The organism is Enterococcus sp. DIV0213h (genome assembly GCF_051711285.1).
Taxonomy (GTDB): Bacteria; Bacillota; Bacilli; order Lactobacillales; family Enterococcaceae; genus Enterococcus_D; species Enterococcus_D casseliflavus.
Map to the genome: position 1 here is coordinate 883993 of NZ_JBIOMH010000001.1, position 25226 is coordinate 909218.

The window sequence follows — 25226 nt, forward strand, 5'->3', positions numbered from 1 at the left end:
AAAAGTATTTTTCGATATTTTCACTTAAGTGTGCAAATAATGAATTTTATTGTAAGTGAAATTCATTTAAAGTAATAGATGCAAAAAGACAACAATTTATGTTACGATTGCTTGCTTCTTTGTACTAAAAACCTTCGTTTTTTAGATTGATCATTACTTATGTTTCTCAAAACTAAGAAATCCTAATTTTCCAACAGTTATTTTGACATTTGACTTGTTCAAATGTCTTTTTTTCTGTAAACCCAAAAACGAAGATTTTTGAGACGACTATTTAAAGGAGGAGGGAAGATGCATAAAACGGTTGGATGTTTGATTGGAATGCTGGCAGTGCTTACTGCACTTCAATTTCCATTGTCCGTCGATGGTACACAGGTCCAATCCGTCGAGTCAGAGGGATCTATTGGATTTACCGGGGCGTACAAACCGATCGGCCCGCCCGATCCACCCCCAAGCACCAGTCCACAAAAACCAGGCGGCTCGTTACCACAAACGAATATGACCGAAGGGTCATTTGCTATTTGGGTCGGCAGTTTCTTAGTGGCCGGTACCTTAGTGGTAGTAGAGTACCAAAGAAGAAAAGCAACACAAAAAATAATTGGAATGAAAGCAGGAAATGAATGATGAAATTTATCCGTTTAGCCACTGTAGCGGCATTATCAACAACGATCTTTGCCGGAGGCGTACAAGCCTTCGCTGAAGAAACAGAATCAAAAGAAGTACGTCAAGCGACGACAGAGGGGCAAATTACCTTTACACCAAGCAATGACGATACCGTCGTTGATCCTGGAGATGATGGAGAAGATGTAACCATTCCACCAATCACTGGTCCTGATGGAGAAAACAAAGGACCTCTAACGATCGCAACTGTGCCAACCATGAACTTCGGTTCACAAATTATCTCAACCACAGATGAGCATTATAACATGGTCGCTGAAAGACAACAAAAAACAGGGACGTCAGGGGAAGAAAATAAAGTTCCTTATGTAAGTTTGGCACAAGTCCAAGATACTCGCGGTACCAATGAAGGGTGGGCGTTACGTGTAAGTCTAACGGAATTCCAAGCACCTACGAATACACTAAATAATGTATTAAAAGGCGCAAAAATCACGTTATTTGATCCGACCCTGCGTTACAGTATCGATAATAATGAGCAAGCACCGACCATTCATGCAAGCGGGTTAGAATTGATCCCAAACAGTGATGCCGTGCCGATTATGACGGCTGCTAATAACAAAGGTGCCGGTACTTCTACTGCTGTTTGGGGAGATCATGATGCGATCGCAAAACAAGTAGCAGACGGCGCAGCTGTTGTGGAGAATGAGGCGATTCAACTATTCGTACCAGGTTCGACCGCCAAAGATGCGGTAACGTATACCTCTACCTTGACTTGGGAATTGGGGCAAACACCTGACAATGAACTGTAAGAGGTAACCCGTACCGTCTCCCAGTCTATTAGTCTCTAGCAGCGTTGCAGATCTCTGTAGCGCTGCTTTTTTAGAAAGGATTACGACAAATGAGATATAAACATGCCATGCAAAACGGGCTTTGGCTCCTTGCGGCATTTTTCTTCTTCTTACCAGTTTCAGTCAAAGCAGAAGAAACTGCCTTAAATACACACGTGACCCCACTTTTTCCAGAAAGCCAAGTAGATGAAAGCAAAGGGTATTACGAGCTGTTACTTGCGCCTGGTCAAAAAGAGACCTTGAAGCTGAAAGTCGGCAATTCCAGTTCAGAACCAATCACTGTTCAGGTAACGCCGCATACTGCTTACACCAATACTTTAGGGAATGTCGAGTATGGCAAAGATGCCAATGTAGCAGACCCGACCTTGATCCATTCTTTGGATGAACTGATGACCCCTTCGGAGGTCATTACCTTATCAGGAAAAGAAACAAAAACCATAGTAATTCCTTTACAGATGCCTAAAGATGCCTTTGAAGGGTATTTAGCCGGCGGATTACGAATCGCTGAAATAAAAGAAGCGGAAGAAAGTGAGACGCCGGAAGGGGAAGGGGTCGCCATCAAAAATGAATTTGCCCACGTGATCGGGGTAGTCGTCAGCAATACCAGCGATTCTGTAGAGCCAGAATTGGAACTGTTGGATGTTTTTGCGGATCAGTTGAACTATCGGAATGTGATCAGTGCGACTTTACAAAACTTTACGCCAGCCTTTGTGAATCGCTTGGAAGTGGAAGCGACGGTCAAACGTGCCGGAGAAAACGACGTACTTTATGAGGCCAGTAAAGAAATGATGCAGATGGCGCCGAATTCGAACTTCAACTTTCCGATTTCGTTAGAAGGCGATCGTTTTCGCAGCGGGAACTATGTATTAGACCTAACGGCAAAGTCGGGAGAAAACGAATGGTCTTGGACACGAGAATTTACAATCGATGCCGACGATGCCCGTAAATTAAATCGAGAAGATGTGATGATCGACAATCATACGAATTGGTGGATGATTGGTTCAATCGTCTTGGTTATTCTTTTACTTGTCGTCATTTTGTATCTACTGATTCAAAAGAAGAAAGCAAGAGTAAACGAGCAAGAACAGTAAGAAGGAGTGAATGAAATGACCACGAGATTGAGACGACCGATGCTTGTGTTAGGGACGACCATCTTGGTCATGCAAGCTGTATTCATGCCTGTCGGCATGGTCTACGCAGAGACAAAGATGGAAACTGAAGAACAAGAATTAGTGGAACTACCACTAATGAAAAACTATCTAGAGGAAGAAGAGATTAGTGATCCGCGCTTTTTCTTCACTCGTTCTCGGATGCAAGGAACGGCAGAAGAACCCCTTCAAGTGACATTCTTTTCTGATCAAGAAGTGTCTGAAGCACGAGTATTCTTACCAGAAGAAGCAACGCTCTTGAAAGATCAATTACCAGCAGGGATCTCAGTTGAGGAAGGAACACAGCCTAATGAATGGATCGTTCAGTCAAAGCGTGCGCAAAATACATTTGTCCTTCCTTTAGTAGTTGAACAGGTGGGAAACTATGAACTGTCGGTGGAAGAAACGACGGCTCATTTAGAAATTAGTGAGAAAGAAGAGACGAGTGAGGAAGTCCCAGTCGAAGAAATAGAATCGTCCGATGAGGATCAAGCAGGACAAGAGGAATTAAAAGAAGAAAATGGAATAGAAGAAGAACAAGAAAATGAACAACCGGCAGAAGAAGTACGTGAACCTGTATCAGAAGCTCCGCAGGAGCAACAAAAAGATGAGGAAGAGACCGATGAGGCGTCACACGTGGTCGAACCGACCGTCTTTGATGGAGAAACAGCAGAAGTTACAACGATGGCCCAATTCAGAGAAGCAGTTGGCAATCCTGATATTGGGATCATTTCTGTTCAAGCCAATTTGACAGAGGCTACCGCAAACGTACTAACTGTGGATCGTCCGTTACTTATCCAAGGCAATGGGTATACATTGACTTTTGGTATCAATGGGTTTTACTTTCAACTAGAAGAAGTAACACAAGCAAGCACCATTCGACTTGAAAATGCGACATTGACAAAAGTTGGTGCTACACCATTAATCAACGCAACGGTAGAAAGTAGTAAAAATTGGACCGTTGAATTGGAAGATATAACTGAAGTGAATGCGAATAACATGCGATTAGCCTCTCTTCCTGAAGGAAGTATTCACTTTACAGGTGGCGTATCAAACTTCACACGCACAACTTCTACACAAACATTCATCGTAGCAAAAGAAGTCTTAGCAACCAACCAAGCAGAAGTCACGATTAGTCGAGGGAATGCGACGGTCTTCTTTTCTTCTGCCACCGTATCAAATCCAAAGCTTACGGTAGAACAGGGAGCAACAATTACGATCACAACTACCGCAGGAGTGGCGAATACGATTGATCTAAGAGGAGAAAACTCGGAAGTTTTTTTGCAAAGTGGAGAATTGGATGTAGCTACTGTTGGGACAACAGCGGTACCTACAGATACAACGAATAATACGATCTCATTAACAGGAACTGCACCTAAAATAACGATAAATTCAAGTTTTCAATTAACAGTCAGAAGCACATTAGCCAAGAGAGGAATTCATCTGGCTGGAAAAAATGCGCAGCTTTTAGTCAACAATTCTGAGATATCCGTTACTTCTGCGACACAATCAGCTATAAATATAACTGGCGATAATGCAAATTTATCCGTGATTGATAGCCTATTTGATGTAACAACAGTTTCTGGACAGACACTAAATCTTACAGGAACTTCTCCGAAAATGACACTAAACAAATCGAGTGCAAGAGTTGTTTCAACGACAGGAGTTTCAATGACTCTATCGGGACGTTACGCGGTACTTGAAGCGAATGAATCGGAACTAGCGATTCAATCAACAACTGGTCAAAGAATGAACTTGATTGGTTCCAATCCCGTTTTAAATTTAAAGAATAGTCAATTAGACATGAAAGCGACAACCGGACGAGGGATTTATTTGCAGGGGGAGACGCCACAAGTGCTCATGGAAAATAGTCAGATACTTATGACTGATACCGGTGCTTCGCAAGGGATGATCTTACAAGGAACAGATGCGTTACTTTCTTTGAGCAATCAGAGTGAATTGGAAATTACAGGTGCAGGAACTGGAGCGTTAGAAAACATACAAATTGGGAATAACAATGCACGCCCGGAACTTTCAGTCACCGGAAAATCTAAGCTTTCTGTCACAACAACCAGTGGAACAGGCGCTGCGACAGATACGGCAAATAATGCCATCCATTTACGAGGCGCTGATCCAAAAACAACAGTCACCGGAGGATCAGAACTGCTAGTTTCAATAACCTCTAATGCACGAAGAGGGGTGTACTTGAATGGCGATAATCCAGAGTTGCTTGTGACCGATAGTCAATTTGATGTAACAACAGTTTCTGAACAGACACTAAATCTTACAGGAACTTCTCCGAAAATGACACTAAACAAATCGAGTGCAAGAGTTGTTTCAACGACAGGAGTTTCAATGACTCTATCGGGAAGTGACGCGGTACTTGAAGCGAATGAATCGGAACTAGCGATTCAATCAACAACTGGCCAAAGAATGAACCTGATTGGTTCCAATCCCGTTTTAAATTTAAAGAATAGTCAATTAGACATGAAAGCGACATCCGGACGAGGGATTTATTTGCGGGGGGCAACGCCACAAGTACTCATGGATAATAGTCAGTTATTGATGACAGATACCGGTCCTTCCCAAGGAATGATCTTACAAGGAACAGATGCGTTACTTTCTTTGAGCAATCAGAGTGAATTGGAAATTACAGGTGCAGGAACTGGAGCGTTAGAAAACATACAAATTGGGAATAACAATGCACGCCCGGAACTTTCAGTCACCGGAGAATCTAAGCTTTCTGTCACAACAACCAGTGGAACAGGCGCTGCGACAGATACGGAAAATAATGCCATACATTTACGAGGCGCTGATCCAAAAACAACAGTCACCGGAGGATCAGAACTGCTAGTTTCAATAACCTCTAATGCACGAAGAGGGGTGTACTTGAATGGCGATAATCCAGAGTTGCTTGTGACCGATAGTCAATTTGATGTAACAACAGTTTCTGGACAGACACTAAATCTTACAGGAACTTCTCCGAAAATGACACTAAACAAATCGAGTGCAAGAGTTGTTTCAACGACAGGAGTTTCAATGACTCTATCGGGACGTTACGCGGTACTTGAAGCGAATGAATCGGAACTAGCGATTCAATCAACAACTGGCCAAAGAATGAACCTGATTGGTTCCAATCCCGTTTTAAATTTAAAGAATAGTCAATTAGACATGAAAGCGACATCCGGACGAGGGATTTATTTGCAGGGGGCAACGCCACAAGTACTCATGGATAATAGTCAGTTATTGATGACAGATACCGGTCCTTCCCAAGGAATGATCTTACAAGGAACAGATGCTTTACTTTCATTGAGTAATCAGAGTGAACTAGCAATTACAGGTGCAGGGACTGGAACGTTTGAAAATATACAAATTGGGAATAACAATGCTCGCCCAGAACTTTCGGTTACCGGTGAATCTAAGGTTTCCGTTACAACAACCAGTGGAACATCTGCTGCGACAGATACGATAAATAACGCCATTCATCTACGAGGCACTGATCCAAAAGCAATATTTAATGACGCTGAATTAAATATTGAAATAATATCTGGATCTCGTCGAGGATTATACCTAAATGGAATCAATTCTGATTTACGTATTCTTGATAGTAAAATTGATGTAACAACAGTTTCTGGACAGACACTAAATCTTACAGGAACTTCTCCGAAAATGACACTAAACAAATCGAGTGCAAGAGTTGTTTCAACGACAGGAGTTTCAATGACTCTATCGGGACGTTACGCGGTACTTGAAGCGAATGAATCGGAACTAGCGATTCAATCAACAACTGGCCAAAGAATGAACCTGATTGGTTCCAATTCCGTTTTAAATTTAAAGAATAGTCAATTAGACATGAAAGCGACATCCGGACGAGGGATTTATTTGCAGGGGGCAACGCCACAAGTACTCATGGATAATAGTCAGTTATTGATGACAGATACCGGTCCTTCCCAAGGAATGATCTTACAAGGAACAGATGCTTTACTTTCATTGAGTAATCAGAGTGAACTAGCAATTACAGGTGCAGGGACTGGAACGTTTGAAAATATACAAATTGGGAATAACAATGCTCGCCCAGAACTTTCGGTTACCGGTGAATCTAAGGTTTCCGTTACAACAACCAGTGGAACATCTGCTGCGACAGATACGATAAATAACGCCATTCATCTACGAGGCACTGATCCAAAAGCAATATTTAATGACGCTGAATTAAATATTGAAATAATATCTGGATCTCGTCGAGGATTATACCTAAATGGAATCAATTCTGATTTACGTATTCTTGATAGTAAAATTGATATAAAAACCCTAAATGATACAGGTTTGAGAACTTTAGGCAACAATGGGACTAATTTAATTAGCAATAGCCAGATAGATTTATTAAGCGGAACTTCTGTATCAATAGGCTTTACAGGGAATTTAATGAAAACAAGCATAACCAATAATTCAAAAATAAATTCGGACCAAGGAATGTATTTTGCAGGTCAAGAAGTTATTATTGATAATAACTCAGAGATAGATATCACTAATATTGTTGCAACAAACGTCACTACTATTAGTGATCAAAGAAGTATCTTTGGTGTACTAACTTTTGAAAGGAGAGGATCCACTAAAGGGCAGCTCACTATAAACCATTCAGGGTTGTCTATAGATAAAAGAGATGGAGAACGTATTCGAGGAGCTTTAAATATTGTAGGTGGGGACAATGAGTTACTTGTTGAAAACGGAGGCAGTTTAAACATAGTGAATGAAGGCAGCGGTACTCCAGATGATAGCACAACCTCTAATGCTAATGCTGGTGTTGGCTTTCGGAACTATGACTATGAATATAATACGACCCTTATCTCTAACAATGATTTTATTGTGAGAGATCCAGGTTCTCGAATAGATATTCAAGCAAAATATGGCGCTGCGGTGACTATGTCAACCGCTGGTACCGTATTTGATGGGAGTGTTACTGTAAAAAATCAAGGTTACTTTGTGGCTACTGGTAATACCGCAGGTAATAATTCTGGTGTGTTTGTAGGTAGACTAGTTCATGTCACATTTGATAACCCGCTATTTATAGATTTTACGAATTATCGTACAGGTGGCGGTCAAGTATTTGGTGTTTCTAATGCTAATTCTACTTTTACTGGAATTAATAGTGATTTAGCCCTATGGGAGAATAATTCTGATTTATTGGGTGATCCTTTTTTAAACTTTAGAAAACTGGATTATTCATTTCGTGGAATCAACTATGATACGTTAGTTAGCAGCAGTGATCCAGATCAACTAAATACTGATACTCTTGGCACTACAGGCCTACTATCCTATACTCGTATTAGCTCAAATAATGGTCGATGGGCAATCGCAGATGAACTTAGAGTTCCAACCAACGCCGATAAGAAAATTCATGGGCGAGTGAGTCTTCCAGTAGGGCTAGATGATAGTCGTCCTGCTTGGGATGATGAAGCACTTGTTACCGTAGAAGTAGAATCCCCTTCGGGAGAAACGACACAAGAATATACGACTAAAACAGTTGGTGATACAAATGAATCGCCAGGAATCAGCATCTATGGCGAAGAGCCGCGTGGCGGACTCTTTGAAATCGATTTGGATGAACCGTTAGAAGCTGGATCAAAAGTTCGAATCAGTAAAGTTGAACTAACCAGTGGCGAACTTACGGATGGATTTGAACATCAGATTTTAACAGATACGGTTGAGGTCTTTCCAATCATACCACCAACACCGGCACAATTTTCTTCGTCAATCATTGCGCAAGATAGTGCTGCGATCCAAGGGGTGACGGATAATCTAGATGCTGAAGTAACCGCCACACACAATGGGGAACCACTCAATACTGAATCTGTCTCGGTAGATGCGGATGGTAGGTTTTCATTAGACTTAAGTGAAGTTTCTTTAGAAATCGATGATGAAATACAAGTCTTTCTACGAGATGCAGAAGGATCAGCTGTAGCTGCAGGAGTTGTTAATCCTCCAGAAACAAATAATACTCGCGGAAATATCAACCCATCCACTGAATTAATCTTTCACGATGTCACGTTTGAACCGGCTACGACATTAATTGTTGGAGATCTAGGGCCTGTCTCACCGGTCGATCCGTTGGATCCAGAAATAGAAGTTGATCCAGAAAACAAACCAGAATTACCAGAGGATCAAGGACAACTAAGTATTGATTTTGTTTCGTCTTTTAACTTTGGTTCACAAGCCATTTCGGTTCATGACCAAACCTATTATGCCAAACCCCAACGTTTACTGAATGAAGATGGAACAGTGAATGAGGATGAAGAACGACCGAACTATGTTCAGATCAGTGATCGACGTTCGGAAAACGAACGAAATGGCTGGACACTAGCGGTCACCCAAAAAGAACAATTCAAAGGGGAAGAAAATCAAGTGCTTTATGGCGCTAGTTTGAGTTTATCAAACCAACAAGTTATTACCGCACAAGGAGGGACAGCACCTGAACTTCAATCTGTACCTTGTACCTTAGTTCCCGGGACTCGCCGAACGCTTCTCCACGCACAAGGAAGTGAAGGAACAGGGACGTGGATCTATCGTTTTGGTGATGGAGAGACGGCAGGTGAAAGTATCGCATTAAATGTGCCAAAAGGTGCTAATCCAGAAGCTACTACCTATTCTTCTACCCTAATCTGGGAGTTAAGTGCCGTTCCTGGCAATTAAACAAAAAGGAAAAGAGGAACCTTCTCTTTTCCTTTTTCTACTATTATTATTTATTACAGTCTATCTACTGAAAGGAGAGGCAATGAGTCAGCTGTTTTATCACATGATCTATCAGGAAAAAACAAAACGCTGGTTGATGATGTTGGATCAGTTCGCAACCAACCAAACCATGACTGGCAAAGACTTAGCGACGAAACTGAGTTGTACGCAGCGAACGGTCCAATCCGATATCAAACAAATCAAAAAGTATTTTGACGCATCGATCCTGCTTCTGGGCGGAGAAGATGGCTATCATTTTTCCTTTCGATCTCCAACGGCATATATAAGAAAAAAACAAGCGTTACTAGACCAAGAGCCTTTGTTTTTCTATGCAGATCAGTTAGTTGCCGGGATTCGAAAAACCAATCAAGAATGGGCGGAAACTCTCAATTTGTCCCCGGCTAGTTTTGGCAGAATATCACATGAAAGATCAAATGTGGTGTGTCTATCAACGATCCCAGAAGAAAAAGAAATAAAAGAAGCGTTAAAGATGATCGATTGGTAAATAGTATTACACGACCATTGCCAAAAGAATTAACGAAAGAGAAGAGGAAATAGACTATGAATCAATTAAAAACAAAAACTGGCTATATCAAACAGTTTCAAGAAGCACTTGCTCAAGCAGATCCAGAACGAACAACCTTAGCAGCCTATTTAGATAGTCAAGTGAAAAAATTAGATCAGCTGATTGAAGGTATTTCGCAAGAGACCTTTTGGCAGGTCTTTCCTAATATTTTAGGCATAGATGCCAAATTAACGTTATTGACTGAACTGATGCCATTTGAAGACTTTTCAAATGAAGAAATCGTCCGAATTGTTGAGAATGACTATAAAGATTATTTTAAAGAGTTATGTGGGTACGACTTAAAGATGAAAGACAAACCTTCGATGATTTTTCATGTCGTATGAAATCGTAGCTACTATTAAAAAAAGAGAGTGTCCAGAAAATGACGATCTTCTGGACGCTCTTTTTAAATACAATAATTAATAAGTATTGCTCTGTTTTTGTGTTCATAAACTCATAACTAAATCATTGTTCAATTAAAATTTAGATTTATGAGTATTAGGACAAATATTGTATGTGGTCAGAAACTTAAAAGTTTTGATCCTTCTTTTTTTATGTCCATTTTTCTAAATTTGCACGTCGAAGTGAAAATTTCGATTATTCATTTAATAGAGAATCCATTAATCTAGGAGATACAAGAAAGGTGTTTCATTGAACCTTATTTGTTTTTTCTCATGTGTTAAAAATTTCGTTTTTGGGTTTACAGAAAAAAAGATACTCGAACAAGTCGAATGTCAAAATAACTGTTGTTAATTTAGGATTTCTTAGTTTTGACAGACATGAGTAATGATCAATCTAATAGCGAAGATTTTTGAGACGACTATTTAAAGGAGGAGGGAAGATGCATAAAACGATTGGACGTTTGATTGGGATGCTGGCAGTGCTTCTTGCACTTCAATTTCCATTGTCCGTCGACGGTACACAGGTCCAATCCGTCGAGTCAGAGGGATCTATTGGATTTACCGGGGCGTACAAACCGATCGGCCCGCCCGATCCACCCCCAAGCACCAGTCCACAAAAACCAGGCGGCTCGTTACCACAAACGAATATGACCGAAGGGTCATTTGCTATTTGGGTCGGCAGTTTCTTAGTGGCCGGTACCTTAGTGGTAGTAGAGTACCAAAGAAGAAAAGCAACACAAAAAATAATTGGAATGAAAGCAGGAAATGAATGATGAAATTTATCCGTTTAGCCACTGTAGCGGCATTATCAACAACGATCTTTGCCGGAGGCGTACAAGCCTTCGCTGAAGAAACAGAATCACAAGAAGTACGTCAAGCAACGACAGAGGGGCAAATTACCTTTACACCAGGTAATGACGATACCGTCGTTGATCCTGGAGATGATGGGGAAGATGTAACCATTCCGCCAATCACTGGTCCGGATGGAGAAAACAAAGGACCTTTAACGATCGCAACTGTGCCAACCATGAACTTCGGTTCACAAATTATCTCAACCACAGATGAGCATTATAACATGGTCGCTGAAAGACAACAAAAAACAGGGACGTCAGGGGAAGAAAATAAAGTTCCTTATGTAAGTTTGGCACAAGTCCAAGATACTCGCGGTACCAATGAAGGGTGGGCGTTACGTGTAAGTCTAACGGAATTCCAAGCACCTACGAATACACTAAATAATGTATTAAAAGGCGCAAAAATCACGTTATTTGATCCGACCCTACGTTACAGTATCGATAATAATGAGCAAGCACCGACCATTCATGCAAGCGGGTTAGAATTGATCCCAAACAGTGATGCCGTGCCGATTATGACGGCTGCTAATAACAAAGGTGCCGGTACCTCTACTGCTGTTTGGGGAGATCATGATGCGATCGCAAAACAAGTAGCAGACGGCGCAGCTGTTGTGGAGAATGAGGCGATTCAACTATTCGTACCAGGTTCGACCGCCAAAGATGCGGTAACGTATACCTCTACCTTGACATGGGAATTGGGGCAAACACCTGACAATGAACTGTAAGAGGTAACCCGTTCCGTCTCCCAGTCTATTAGTCTCTAGCAGCGTTGCAGGTCTCTGTGGCGCTGCTTTTTTAGAAAGGATTACGACAAATGAGATATAAACATGCCATGCAAAACGGGCTTTGGCTCCTTGCGGTATTTTTCTTCTTCTTACCAGTTTCAGTCCAAGCAGAAGAAACTGCCTTAAATACACACGTGACCCCACTTTTTCCAGAAAGCCAAGTAGATGAAAGCAAAGGGTATTACGAGCTGTTACTTGCGCCTGGTCAAAAAGAGACCTTGAAGCTGAAAGTCGGCAATTCCAGTTCAGAACCAATCACTGTTCAGGTAACGCCGCATACTGCTTACACCAATACTTTAGGGAATGTCGAGTATGGCAAAGATGCCAATGTAGCAGACCCGACCTTGATCCATTCTTTGGATGAACTGATGACCCCTTCGGAGGTCATTACCTTATCAGGAAAAGAAACAAAAACCATAGAAATTCCTTTACAGATGCCTAAAGATGCCTTTGAAGGGTATTTAGCCGGCGGATTACGAATCGCTGAAATAAAAGAAGCGGAAGAAAGTGAGACGCCAGAAGGGGAAGGGGTCGCCATCAAAAATGAATTTGCCCACGTGATCGGGGTAGTCGTCAGCAATACCAGCGATTCTGTAGAACCAGAATTAGAACTGTTGGATGTCTTTGCGGATCAGTTGAACTATCGGAATGTGATCAGTGCGAATTTACAAAACTTTACGCCAGCCTTTGTGAATCGCTTGGAAGTGGAAGCGACGGTCAAACGTGCCGGAGAGAACGACGTTCTTTATGAGGCCAGTAAAGAAATGATGCAGATGGCACCGAATTCGAACTTCAACTTTCCAATTTCGTTAGAAGGAGATCGTTTTCGCAGCGGAACCTATGTATTAGACCTAACGGCAAAGTCCGGAGAAAACGAATGGTCTTGGACACGAGAATTTACAATCGATGCCGACGATGCCCGTAAATTGAACCGAGAAGATGTGATGATCGACAATCATGCGAATTGGTGGATGATTGGTTCAATCGTCTTGGTTATTCTTTTACTTGGCGTCATTTTGTATCTACTGATTCAAAAGAAGAAAGCAAGAGCAAACGAGCAAGAACAGTAAGAAGGAGTGAATGAAATGACCACGAGATTGAGACGACCGATGCTTGTGTTAGGGACGACCATTTTGTTAATCCAATCTGTATGCATGCCTGTCAGCATGGTCTACGCAGAGACAACGATGGACACTGAGGAACAAGAATTAGTGGAACTACCACTAATGAAAAACTATCTGGAGGAAGAACAGATCAGTGAACCGCGTTTTTTCTTTACTCGTTCTCGAATGCAAGGAACAGCAGAAGCCCCCCTTCAAGTGACATTCTTTTCTGATCACGAAGTGTCTGAAGTACGAGTATTCTTACCAGAAGAAGCAATGCTCCTAAAAGATCAATTATCAACAGGAATCTCAGTTGAGGAAGGAGCGCAGTCTAACGAATGGATCGTTCAGTCAAAGCGTGCGCAAAATACATTTGTCCTTCCTCTAGTAGTTGAAAAAGCTGGAATCTATGAATTGTCGGTGGAAGAAACGACGGCTCATCTTGAAATCAGTGAGAAAGAAGAGACTGATGAGGAAGTCCCGGTCGAAGAAATGGAATTGTCCGAGAATGATCCAGTTGGAGAAGAGGAATTAAAAGAAGAAAATGGAATAGAAAAAGAGCAAGAGAATGAACAAACAGATGAGGAAGAGACCGATGAGGCGTCACGAGTGGACGAACCAATGAGGAAAAATCAATTAAATAATTTTACTGAGTTAAACGAAGAACCTGTTAATCATTTTTGGTTTAATTTGGAAACAATCAAGATATCAATAAATCAACCATTCATGGTTCGAGTTTCAAGTGATAAGCCTACAAAAGAAATGAATTTTAGAATTCCTGAACAAGCAGCATTTGTCACAGAGTATCTTACTGAAGAATTTAACATCATTCATGATAGAGGTGAATATTGGAAAGTTTCAAGTGAGAAAGAAACCAATCAATTCTATCTTCCAATAGTTTTCGAATCCAGCGGACAGTTTTTTTTAAGTGTAGATAATGACGCTCAGCATATATATGTAGAAGTAATGCATAAAGAAGAGAATGAAACTGAAAAGTCTATAGTAGAATCTTTTTCAGAAAGCCATTTAACTATACCAAAAGAAAAAATTGAAATGGAGGAACAACGGATATGGGAACAATCTATTTATGGTGAACAATTAGGCGCTAGACAGCCTAAGTCTTATTCAGCTGTAAATAACTGGAGTCAGTTTAGAAGTGCATGGAACAATAATAATACCGGTACTATTATTTTAGATAGAAATATAGTATTTTCTAGCTCAATTTTAGGGGATTCTTTAAATGCAAGAAGCTCATCAATTACCATTACTAATACTGGTAGACGAACTATAAATTTAATGAATTCCGGACATAGTTTAGTTATGAATGGTGCAGCCAATCTTACATTAAATAATATCGACGTGATAGATTTCCCCGGAGGAGCATTATCTCGAGATGCAAGAACCCAGCCTTTAATTATTCATAATGGATCAGGAATTATGAATTTGAATAATGCTGACGTAAATATGATTACCGGTACAGCTACTTCAGTTGTGAGAGGACAAAATATTACTATTTTGGGAGATACGAGGATACATTCTAGCAAATCTAAAGATGCCACAGCGAATGTCAATGCATATGCAATTTATTTAACTGGTTCAGGCGTTCTATTAGTTAATACTAAAAGCCGATCAGTTATATCTTCTACAAATGGCATAGTACGACCGCCGATCATGTCAACACCATCAAGTAAAGTAGAAATATCTGTTGATAGTCTAACTATGAGAACAACAGTGATTTCTAGCATATCAGCTCCAAAAACATTAGCATCTTGGCGAGCTGTCTCTGCAACACTTACAGGAACAAATGCATCACAAGTAGAAAAAAGTACTTCTTCCCCAAATGACTTTGCAGTTCGGTATACAGAAAATTATCGACATCATGATACCCTTATTTTTAATCCAAACAAAAATCGCGATGAGTGGCTAGAGCCTCCTTCACAAAAAGGGAATGTAATGGTTAATTATTTAGATAAAAGTGGAAATCATTTAATTGAGCCAGAAACGATTACGGGAGAAGTTGGAAAAGAGTACAAATCAGAATCAAAGGAGATACCAGGTTATTATCTATTGGTACCGCCTTTTAATGCGAACGGGACAATTACCTCAGAAACACAGACTGTTAATTATAACTATGTTAAAATCCATGATCATCTGATAAATGCTGATTTTGAAGAACCTCCCATTACTAGTAATTTTTCCTTTATACATCAATCAAAAGTACCTGGATGGTATACAACAGCTAGTGATAAAATGATCGAATTTGGTCTAGGGCCTGCTCACAATATTTTTGGACCGGCCTCAGGTCGTCAATTTGTAGAGTTGATTGCGAATGAGCCAGGCGAATTATATCAGTTGGTTAGTTTTGAACCAGGAACTATATTGCGCTGGCGCCTTCATCATGCTGGTAGAGTTGGTATAGATGAAATGAGATTAAATATTGGTTCTCCAAAGCAACCAGAAATAATTAGAGATATAAAATCGGATAAAGGACAATGGACATTGCATACTGGAACATATAAAGTACCCGAAAACCAACCAATAACATATTTTGGTTTTGAAGCTCTTCGCTCAAGTAGTGGGTCATTAACAATGGGGAATTTATTAGATAATATCTATTTTGCAAAACAATCAAATATAGATATCACTATTAATGTAAATAAGGAAAGAGCACAAGCTGGGGATACGCTTGCTTATGATATAGAGATGGCTAATAATGGTGGAGTTCCATCTGATAGGCACAAAATATATATCACAGGAATTGATAATCTAAACATAGATTATAAAACAATTCAGTTAGATGGTCATAATATTAAAGAAAAAGATATAACAATTGAAGATGGGAAGTTGATCTTAAATCCTGATATTACATTAGAAAATACTAGCTCAATTAATTTAAGGTTTGAAGCGGCGGTAAAGAGTCACTATTTAAGTGGAGATATTGATGCAAAGGCTACAATTGAATATTGGGATGAAGGATTCGATGATATAAGTTACAAAGCAGAATCGAACATAAGTAATACTAAGATAGAAACTTTGGTTCCTAAGCCTCTTGATCCCTTAAATCCAGAAATTGATGTGAATCCAGAAAATCAACCGAAGCTTCCTGAGGACCAAGGGCTGTTGAGTATTGATTTTATTTCGTCTTTCACCTTCGGTTCACAAGCCATTTCTGCTCAGACCAAGCGCTACTACGCACAACCACAACGCTTATTGAATCATGATGGAACCCTCAATGATGCCGAAGAACGGCCAAACTACATCCAAGTCAGTGATCGCCGCCCAGACAACGAACGCAAGGGATGGACACTAGCGGTCACACAAAACAATCAGTTTACGGATCGTCAAGGCAATCAACTTAGAGGTGCACGTCTGGTGCTGAATAACCAACAATTTGCTTCTGTCCAAGAAAATGGAGAACCGATGCTCCAAAACCAAGACGGCGTTGTCTTGCTCCCAGAACAAAAGATACCTCTTGTGACCGCAAGCAACGGCCAAGGCGCAGGGACTTGGATCTATCGTTTTGGTGATGGAGAAAGTGCAGGAGAAAGTGTTGCCCTTGAAGTGCCGCCATCGGCGGATCCTAGAGCAACGACCTATCAAACGACCCTCACATGGGAGTTGAGTGTTGTACCGGATAACTAGGTAGAAGAAGAGAAGTGTGTCCACTCTTTTCTTTTTATTGTAGATAGAATAGAAAAAAGACAAAGCCTCCGTACCCAATCTGTGTGTATTGCCAAAGATCTTGTTCTTCTAATACTAATGGAAAGAGAAATTGGGAACCCATAACTCAAACACAGACCAGTCAGCGAAAGTCAGTTTGCGGTTACTGATAAGTGCTAAGTGACATCATCGAGACAAAAAAGACGTTCTGTTCGTACTTAATGAACCGATAAGGTATGATGAGAAAAACGTGTCGTTGGAAACAAGAAGACTGAGGTGAAGAAGGGAGGGAATACTATGCGAGAATTACAGCTCTCATTTATCACGAATGCGGAGACCCGTCGCTGGATGCGAATCTTATCGATTATTGAGCGAGAACATCATTTTACGATCGTGGCACTTAGCGAACGCTTAATGATTTCTCAACGCACATTGGTTAAAGATATTCAAGCAATTAGAAGCTATTTTGGTGAAACCATTGAATTGCTTTCCTTGTACAAGGGGTTTCGTTTTGATGAACGAGACCGCGTCAAGTACCAAGAAAAAAAAGAAGCACTCTTAGAGAATGAAGTTCTTTTTGAGATCATCGGCACTATTTTTTGGGGACAGCCGGTGGCATTGGCTGAATTGGCCCATCACTACAGTTATGCAGAAAGTACGCTCCGTCGATTTCTAGCGAGAATCGAACCAATCTTGGCCTCATATCGCTTGAGCTTGACCTTCACTCCGGTCAATTTCCAGGGGAAAGAAGCCGATATCCGAAAGTTCTTTTTTGATTTTTATTACAATAGCGAACAGACGCCCCATACGATTCGGCCACCAGAGCACCTGCACAAATTAGTCTTAGACGAACTATCCAATCAATTAGGTGAGTATGAGTTGGGCACAGGGACGACGGTTTCAGCCTTTTATTATCACTTGTATATCACCATGATCCGCGTCCAACACAATCATTTTGTCACGGTGCCAAAGTGGTTGAAGGCGATCGATTATCAAGAAAAGGACTTTCAATTGCTTTATTCCTTGCAGGATAGGATCAATCAAGACTTTGATATTTATCTTCCGAAGGAAGAATTTGCATGGCTCCACCTTTCGATCATTGCCAAGCGAACGATCGATCGCTCCGATCAGGAAATCACATTTGGCCAACGGTTCAACTGTTGGGCAGGGCTTGAGGAGGTCGTTTCAGCGTATTTGTCAGATCCATTTTTTGAGCAATGGGATACAGACATACTCGGGCACTTTATGACATCATTTTTTGTGTCACGTTTGGTGAATGAAGCCTTGAGTCCACTATTGAATAAAGAGTTAAAAGAAGTACATGACATGGTAGAAAAAAAACACAGTCAGATCCATAAAATCAATACTCACTTCTTGTCAACCCATTCAAAGGCCCTTCCGATTTCTTCCAGTATCTTTGAAGACGTGGCGGCGAGTTTTACCTTATACATGGATATGGTCTTTCGTTATTATCAACCCGTCAAACAAATTTTGTTTTTATTGGAGGGTGACTACTTAGTGGTTCAATCGATTCGAATAGAGGCCCGTGAACAGCTAGGGGACCACCATCACTTACTGTTTGTAAAGTTACAGGAATTTCTACCGGAACAATTAAATAACGAAAAGATCGATCTGATCGTGACGAACTATCGCCCCTATCTTTCGGACGATAGTCTAGAAACAGACTATGTGCTGATCAATAGTCAGCCGACAACCAAAGATTGGACAATGGTCAAACACCAATTGAATCCATTGACGGATCAGCTTTCATTTTAAACAAAAAGGAGGAGAACGCATTATGACCGTGTTTACTACCAAACAAGACTATCTTCAGGGGTTTCAACGCACCTTTGAAGCAATCGAGAAACGAGAAAGCACCGTCCTGAAAGACTATTTGACTGATCAGATTCGCCGTTTGAATACCTTAGTAGACCAAATTTCTAGTCGGAATTTCTGGGAAGTTTGGCCAAAGATTTTAGGGATCGATGCGAAGATCAGTTTAGTGGCTGAGTTGATCAATTTTGAAGATTTTTCAAGTGAAGATATCTTGCGAATAGTGGAAACAGATTATCAGACCTATTTCAAAGAACTATGCGGGTATGATCTAAGTATGGAAACAAAACATTCGATGATATTCAATGTGATGTGATCCCTTTTCATTGAACAACTAATATCAAAAAGGCAAAGTCCAATCAAAAGCTAAGCAGCTTCTGATTGGGCTTTTTGAAATTCGTTCATCATAAAGTGATACGGAGGACTCTATTTTAGTGTTCATAAACGCGCAAAAAAAGCAACGGTCATTTAAAATTTAGATTAATGAGTATAATGATACCTCTTTTGGGATTTTAGAAACTTAATAGTTTTTGATCCTTCTTTTTTTATGTCCATTGCTCTAAATTTGCACATCGAAGTGAAAATTTAGATTATTCATTTAATAGAGAATCTGTTAATCTAGGAGATGCAATAAAGGTGCTTCATTGAACCTTATTTTTTTCGTGTATTAAAAAAATTCGTTTTGGGTTTACAGAAAAAAGACATTCGAACAAGTCGAATGTCAAAATAACTGTTGTTAAATTAGGGTTTCTTAGATTTTACAGACATAAGTAATGATCAATCTAAAAAAACACAGATTTTTGAGACATTAAAGAAAGATTATAGGATGAGGGATATGAAATACTAAAAAAGATACATACTGTAGTTTTTCTTTATCAAAGACGCAAATAAATTAAGCAAATTGCTAGGGAGTAGTAACTTATGGGAAAACAAAGACAAAAAATTCCTGCCTATCTGGTTCTTCTATTATTGACGGTTCAGACATTCATTTTACCGATGTGTGTTGTTTATGCGAAGACTGTAGAGACAACAGAAAAAACGCAGAAAGCATATGCAGATGAAGCACCCTCAGAAAGCACTATTGAAGAGGGCATTTCTCTTTCAGAACAGGAAGAAGCTATCAATCAGCCAGCAAATTCTGAGAACACGGATGAGAGCGGAAATTCAAATGAAGTAGTTCTAGAAGAAAATTATTCTTCACGTGATGAGGGTAATTTTATAGAGGATATATATGATTCAAATGAAGAAGGACAGGTACAGACTAAAGATACAGTACTAAATATTTCTGATAATACTAAAAATCTTATATCAAATCCCAATTTTATTTTTGAACAGGGTGTAGAGACGAGAATACCTAACTGGGAGCTAGTTTCTGCTGGGGCTGTTGTTAATGGACTTCGGAGAGATCTAACTATTTCACAAACCGTGGAATCCGAAGAGTGGTACCGGTTGAGTGATTCTAGTTTTCGAATAGGTGGAGATAATTTACTATCAGTTAATCGTACAAGTGGTTCTCGAACCTTAATAGTTGGTCAAACTATTCAAACTAAGGCAGGGTATACGTATGAAGTTACCGTTAATGCTCAAGCTGGAGGAACATCGACAGACGGGATCTTAACCATGACTGCCTACAATGGTGTAGGGGTATTAGCTGGCCCTTCGGGTCAGCTAGGAAGCCATTTTTATACTGTTAACTCTGATGTCGGGACATACTCCCTTAGATTTACTGCAACATCTAACCAGACATCGATAGGTTTTCGAATGGCTGGAGCCCATACTATCCTTCATAGCGCTAACATCAAACCTGTACTTACCGTAAATTCGCAAGTACCAAGCATTCCTTTAGCACAGCATAGCGAAAAATTTGATTATACAAAGTTTATCGAATCAGTAAAAATAGGTAATATAAATTTAGATGACTATCAAGTGGAATTAATTGGTTCTTTAGATACATCAAGTATTGGGACTAAAGAGACTCGACTTAAGGTGAGTGCAGAAGGTATTTCAGAAGAAACCGATGTTTCTTATCAGGTAACTTGGGAGAATAGCCTAGGAATATTGGATCATAATTCAAGCCAAACTGGAATTTCATTAAGTCTATTAACAGACGGAGAATCGCCATATCTACAAGCTAGTTTTGGCGAAGTTACAACTAATTTAGGTGGAAATCAAACATTTAGGCGTGGAAACTTTGAATTTTACCATAGAGATATTAACGGTTTCATACTAGGGCTAACAACGGATACTGTATATCAATCAAAGCGTACGTTGATTAATACATGGAACACACGACTTAATTCAAATGAAACAGTACAGTATGGAGATGTTGTTCGCGCAAGAGTCTTTGCAAGAGATAGCCCAGGATCAAATATTACAAATACCTCTTTAAGAATTGCTCGTAATGAAGCACTTATATCAGAAATTGGGACGTTTAACGAAGCTTATTACATGCTGACAAAAGGTGGGTACCATTTGTTGAGAGTGAATCAATTAACTGCACATTCGAATATATCAGTTCCGTTTGGGGCAACAGAAAGCCAAATGAATGAGCTAGCAAAATCGTTCTTTACCTATCATTCTGACTTCTCAGATGTAGAGAAAGGACAATTTGAGTATAAGTTTCTGAGCTACGATTCAACAAATACGAGCGGAAGTAATAAAAGAGGTGTTATTGCTGCAACCCAAACAGTTGATGATAAATCGTTTATGCTAGAATATGAGGTAAGCTTCTCTGTATCAGAAGAACAACAATATAACTTACAGTTGACTGCATCTCCTGTAACCGGAGGGAATCCAGCAACTGGATCTGCATCTATCGTACAAGGTGGTACAACTACGATTAATGCAAACCCAGCTGAAGAGTATATGTTTGTTCGGTGGAAAGTTGTTTCTGGAGAAGGAAGTGTGATCGAAGATGAGGCAGCTGAAGACACAGACATTACCATGGGAAGTAGCGATACAATTATTCAAGCTATTTTTGAAGCCCGTGCGGTTCCAAACCCAGTCGACCCAATTAATCCGGAAATCGAAGTTGAACCAGAAAATAAGCCAGATCTGTCTGAAGATCAAGGGATGTTGAGTATTGACTTTGTTTCTTCATTTAACTTTGGTTCACAAGCCATTTCGGTTCATGACCAAACCTATTATGCCAAACCGCAACGTTTACTGAATGAAGAGGGCACAGTAAATGAGAAGGAAAAACGACCGAACTATGTTCAGATCAGTGATCGACGTTCAGAGAACGAACGTAACGGATGGACACTAGCGGTCACTCAAAAAGAGCAATTCAATGGTGAAGAAAATCAAGTGCTTAATGGCGCTAGTTTGAGTCTATTAAACCAACAAGTCATTACTGCACAAGGAGATATAGCACCTGGCCTACAATCCGTATCTTGCACCTTAGTTCCCGGGAATCGACAAACGCTGCTCCAAGCACAAGATAATGAAGGAAAAGGGACATGGATCTATCGTTTTGGCGATGGAAAGACGGCAGGCGAAAGTGTTGCACTGGAAATACCAAGAGGGGCTAATTCAGAAGCTATTACCTATTCTTCTACCCTAATCTGGGAGTTAAGTACCGTTCCTGGCAATTAAACAAAACGGACTGAGATATAAGCCCATAGAAGAAAACCGCAAGAAATGACGAGAAATCGTTCATTTCTTGCGGTTTTTTTAGTTAAATAAAAAAGGAGCACCGGTTGCCGCCAATGCCCCGTCATCTAATCCTGAAAGGACTAAGCAAAATGTATACTAATTATAACATGAATCAACTCACTTTGGATCTATCTACTTCATTTTCTCCAAAAGAAAATCTTGTCACCATTTTTATCAAAGATCTGGTCGAAGCGCTTCAGATTAATGAATCCTATCTTTTGGGGCGACCAAGAGAATATGAATTAGGTGCCATGATGAAGTTGTTTTTTTGCGGATACGCGAGAAGCCTTTACAAGTCGCAAGATTGAACGTTTAGCTGAAGAAAACCTATATGCTCGCTGGTTTACGCAAGAACGGGTTCCAACTTATCGAACCATCGCCCGTTTTTGTGTATCTAACGATGTGCAGGAATTGACTAATAAAGGCTTAGATCAGTTGACAGAGTATCTGCGTGCACGGAATCTGATTGATGATGCGTTGTTTATTGACGGTACAAAAATCTTGGCGGATGCGAATAAGTACAGTTTTGTCTGGAAGAAAAATACGATTCGGTTCGATCAAATGAATCGCGAAAAGCTGCTTACTATGATGACTGAACTAAGAGAAGCCTATGCCCTGAAACAGATTCCCGAAGGGACGACCTTGACCGTAGACATGATAGATGAACTGTTGACACGGATGGAACTACGTCTGGAAGAACTAGAAAAAGAAGTTGAGGCAACGAAACATCTTTCGCCAAATCCAGCGAAACAACAACGGCGAACGTTGAAAAGCCAAGTACGCAAATTAAATACAAAGCGAGAAAAACTTCTGGAACATCAAACGCAGTTTTCTACTTATGGGACAAGAAACAGTTATTCAAAAACTGATCATGATGCGACATTCATGCGCATAAAAGAAGACCTTATGAAAAATGGCCAAATTAAGCCTGCGTATAACCTGCAGATCGCTACTTGTAATCAATTTGTACTCGGTTACGATGTCTTTCAAAACCCAACAGACACTAAGACACTGAAGCCATTACTAGAAAAAATAAAGATCGCACAAAAGCTACCTCATTATTTGGTCGCCGATGCAGGCTGAGGTTCACAAAGCAATTACCTCCATTTAGAAGACGAACTTCCCCAGCATACTGCACTGATTTCTTATGGAAAGATGTTTAAAGAACAAAGCAAGAAATGGCAGACAGATGACCGGAAAGTAATGAATTGGGTTTACAAGCCCAAAGAGGTCTTTTACATCGACGTAAAAAGGGATTCTGAGAAAGATCACTGCAAATCCATCTTGGGAGTACCATAAAGAAAAAACAAAAAGAACATTTATCAACGCCTGAAACTAAAAAAATATATGGGTTAAGAAAGATCGACGTGGAAACAGTCTTCGGATTTATGAAGGCTTGTTTGGGTTTCACTCGATACACGGTTCGGTGCTTAGAAAAAGTCAGTAAGCAGACGGGCTTAATCATTATGGCAATCAATATGATCAAATTGACAAAAATAGGGATTTGATCTACTAAAAATGAATAGAAAAAAGGAGCAATCGAAAAATCACCTGATTTTCGATTGCTCCATATTTTTGAAGAGTATAACCAGTTAACTTATGTCACGCCCCCTTTTCTACTATTTATTATTTACAGACTATCGACTTTTACAATTCTTGAGAAATCTTAGTAATGGGCGTAAATTATGCTTTCGCAATGGATTTAAAAACATTGTGTGATGCAAATGATGTATTAATTTTTAGATATTCAAGGACATGATACTAATTTGTCAGGAAGTTTTTCCATTCAAAGGTATCCATATTTTCGAAATACTGCAACAATAAATTCTTCTGTTGTTGAGCTAAGTTCTGGGGGAACTTTAAATATAAAAAATCTCAGATAAAAATCAAACTCAAGGAGATTACCTTATTCAAATCAGCCTGTCATAATCTCTCCTTCTAATAGTTATATTAATTTTGATGTGTCTGAATTTACTATGGTTGCATTCACAGTAGGGAGGCTGAGTAGCATAACCTCATACATCATTTCATAAGGTTACCACTGAACTAAGTGGTGGTAATTCACAAAATGTACGCAGTATAAATACTGTAATAACTATTTTTCGAGCATATATTATTTTTTTAACCAAAATATCTATGGGACACTTTTTTCTCTCCATATCTTTAAGTATTCAATCATGCCCTGTTGGAAAAGGCGCCTTTGATCATTCGAAAGTGACTGGGTAATTACTATCAATTAAGTGAATTCTTGAAATAGTCGAAAATCTGGATACTTTTCAGGTTGTCCGATTGTTATCAGCTATTGATACACAGATTAAGACTCTAATGGGGTACTTTAGATGGGAACTATTAAGTTTAGAAGATGAAGAAGAAATTCAGTTTCTTAAAGGTGTGAAAGGACTCTTTTTTTCTATCTTTTTCTATGGCAGTAGGTTAGTTATTAGCAAGTTTCCATAATACAATTTAAAAATATAGATGATTCAATGTATCAGAAGCCTGAAGATTTGTAGTTTTTTCTAGATTTTGTAGTGTTTTTTTAATAACTATTAATTAATTTGGAGGTTTTAAAATAATCAAAGTATACATCGGATAATGTTATTTAAATAAAGTATATAACTTAAATGTTAATGGTTATACATACTAAGTGAAGTGAGCTTTTAAATAATATAATATACAGCACATTCTATTGGATTAAATATAAAAAGTAACTATTTTTGGTATTTTTTTTTTTTTTTATTCCCCGTTTGATAAAGTTTTTCGAATTATTAATAATTATTTCAATAACTTTTTTTTCTAAATTTTCACTTTGACGTGCAAATTTAGATTACTCATTTTCCGAAGATTTTTATAATGTATAAGATATAAAAGAAAAAACCGATTGATCCTTAGCTATTAACATGTTTTGAAATTTTTGATATTTTAAACATTAAATTAATAATTTAACTTAAAAATAAATATTTTTAAGTTGAAGATATATTAAAAGGAAAGGATATAAGAAAAAAGATTATTTTGATAGTAGAAAATAGAGAAAAGGAGC

15 protein-coding genes are annotated in these 25226 nt (G+C 39.4%); all 15 read left to right on the forward strand.

What is annotated here, in order from left to right; translation table 11 throughout:
• Positions 1–288: 288 nt before the first annotated feature.
• The 15 genes from IGI77_RS04115 (at position 289) to IGI77_RS04185 (ending at position 23697) form a co-directional block, all read left to right on the forward strand.
• On the forward strand, positions 289–621 hold the full coding sequence (locus IGI77_RS04115) for an LPXTG cell wall anchor domain-containing protein (protein ID WP_429976862.1): 333 nt from the start codon (positions 289–291) through the stop codon (positions 619–621).
• Positions 621–1424, forward strand: a complete 804-nt coding sequence (locus tag IGI77_RS04120) for a WxL domain-containing protein (RefSeq protein ID WP_429976877.1) — start codon at positions 621–623, stop codon at positions 1422–1424. Before IGI77_RS04115 ends, IGI77_RS04120 begins: the two co-directional genes overlap by 1 nt.
• Before the next feature lie 89 nt (positions 1425–1513).
• A complete protein-coding gene (locus IGI77_RS04125) occupies positions 1514–2554 on the forward strand; it encodes a DUF916 and DUF3324 domain-containing protein (RefSeq protein WP_429976861.1) in 1041 nt (346 codons plus the stop codon).
• Between the two features lie 15 nt (positions 2555–2569).
• Positions 2570–9298 carry a WxL domain-containing protein gene (locus IGI77_RS04130; RefSeq protein ID WP_438769536.1) on the forward strand — a complete coding sequence of 2243 codons (6729 nt, stop codon included), beginning with the start codon at positions 2570–2572 and terminating at the stop codon, positions 9296–9298.
• Between the two features lie 82 nt (positions 9299–9380).
• A complete protein-coding gene (locus tag IGI77_RS04135) occupies positions 9381–9842 on the forward strand; it encodes an HTH domain-containing protein (protein WP_429968290.1) in 462 nt (153 codons plus the stop codon).
• Between the two features lie 56 nt (positions 9843–9898).
• Positions 9899–10246 carry a DUF7006 family protein gene (locus tag IGI77_RS04140; protein WP_270277529.1) on the forward strand — a complete coding sequence of 116 codons (348 nt, stop codon included), beginning with the start codon at positions 9899–9901 and terminating at the stop codon, positions 10244–10246.
• A gap of 497 nt (positions 10247–10743) precedes the next feature.
• Positions 10744–11076: an LPXTG cell wall anchor domain-containing protein gene (locus IGI77_RS04145; protein ID WP_429968301.1), complete on the forward strand. Its 333-nt coding sequence runs from the start codon at positions 10744–10746 to the stop codon at positions 11074–11076.
• Positions 11076–11879 (forward strand): WxL domain-containing protein, encoded by an 804-nt coding sequence (locus IGI77_RS04150; RefSeq protein WP_429968325.1) that lies wholly within the window; start codon positions 11076–11078, stop codon positions 11877–11879. The genes IGI77_RS04145 and IGI77_RS04150 overlap by 1 nt, the downstream gene beginning before the upstream one ends.
• Positions 11880–11968: 89 nt before the next feature.
• Positions 11969–13009: a DUF916 and DUF3324 domain-containing protein gene (locus tag IGI77_RS04155; RefSeq protein WP_438769537.1), complete on the forward strand. Its 1041-nt coding sequence runs from the start codon at positions 11969–11971 to the stop codon at positions 13007–13009.
• 15 nt (positions 13010–13024) lie between these two features.
• Positions 13025–16684, forward strand: coding sequence for a WxL domain-containing protein (locus IGI77_RS04160; protein ID WP_438769538.1), 3660 nt, complete (start codon positions 13025–13027; stop codon positions 16682–16684).
• A gap of 315 nt (positions 16685–16999) precedes the next feature.
• Complete coding sequence (locus IGI77_RS04165; RefSeq protein WP_438769539.1) at positions 17000–18478, forward strand: helix-turn-helix domain-containing protein; 1479 nt, start codon at positions 17000–17002, stop codon at positions 18476–18478.
• 22 nt (positions 18479–18500) lie between these two features.
• Positions 18501–18851 (forward strand): DUF7006 family protein, encoded by a 351-nt coding sequence (locus IGI77_RS04170; RefSeq protein ID WP_429968286.1) that lies wholly within the window; start codon positions 18501–18503, stop codon positions 18849–18851.
• A gap of 605 nt (positions 18852–19456) precedes the next feature.
• Entirely contained in the window at positions 19457–22129 is a 2673-nt protein-coding gene (locus IGI77_RS04175) for a WxL domain-containing protein (protein ID WP_429966779.1), read from the forward strand.
• Positions 22130–22600: 471 nt separating this feature from the next.
• Positions 22601–23272, forward strand: coding sequence for a hypothetical protein (locus IGI77_RS04180; RefSeq protein ID WP_429966780.1), 672 nt, complete (start codon positions 22601–22603; stop codon positions 23270–23272).
• A gap of 194 nt (positions 23273–23466) precedes the next feature.
• Positions 23467–23697, forward strand: a complete 231-nt coding sequence (locus tag IGI77_RS04185) for a transposase (RefSeq protein WP_429966830.1) — start codon at positions 23467–23469, stop codon at positions 23695–23697.
• Positions 23698–25226: the final 1529 nt, after the last annotated feature.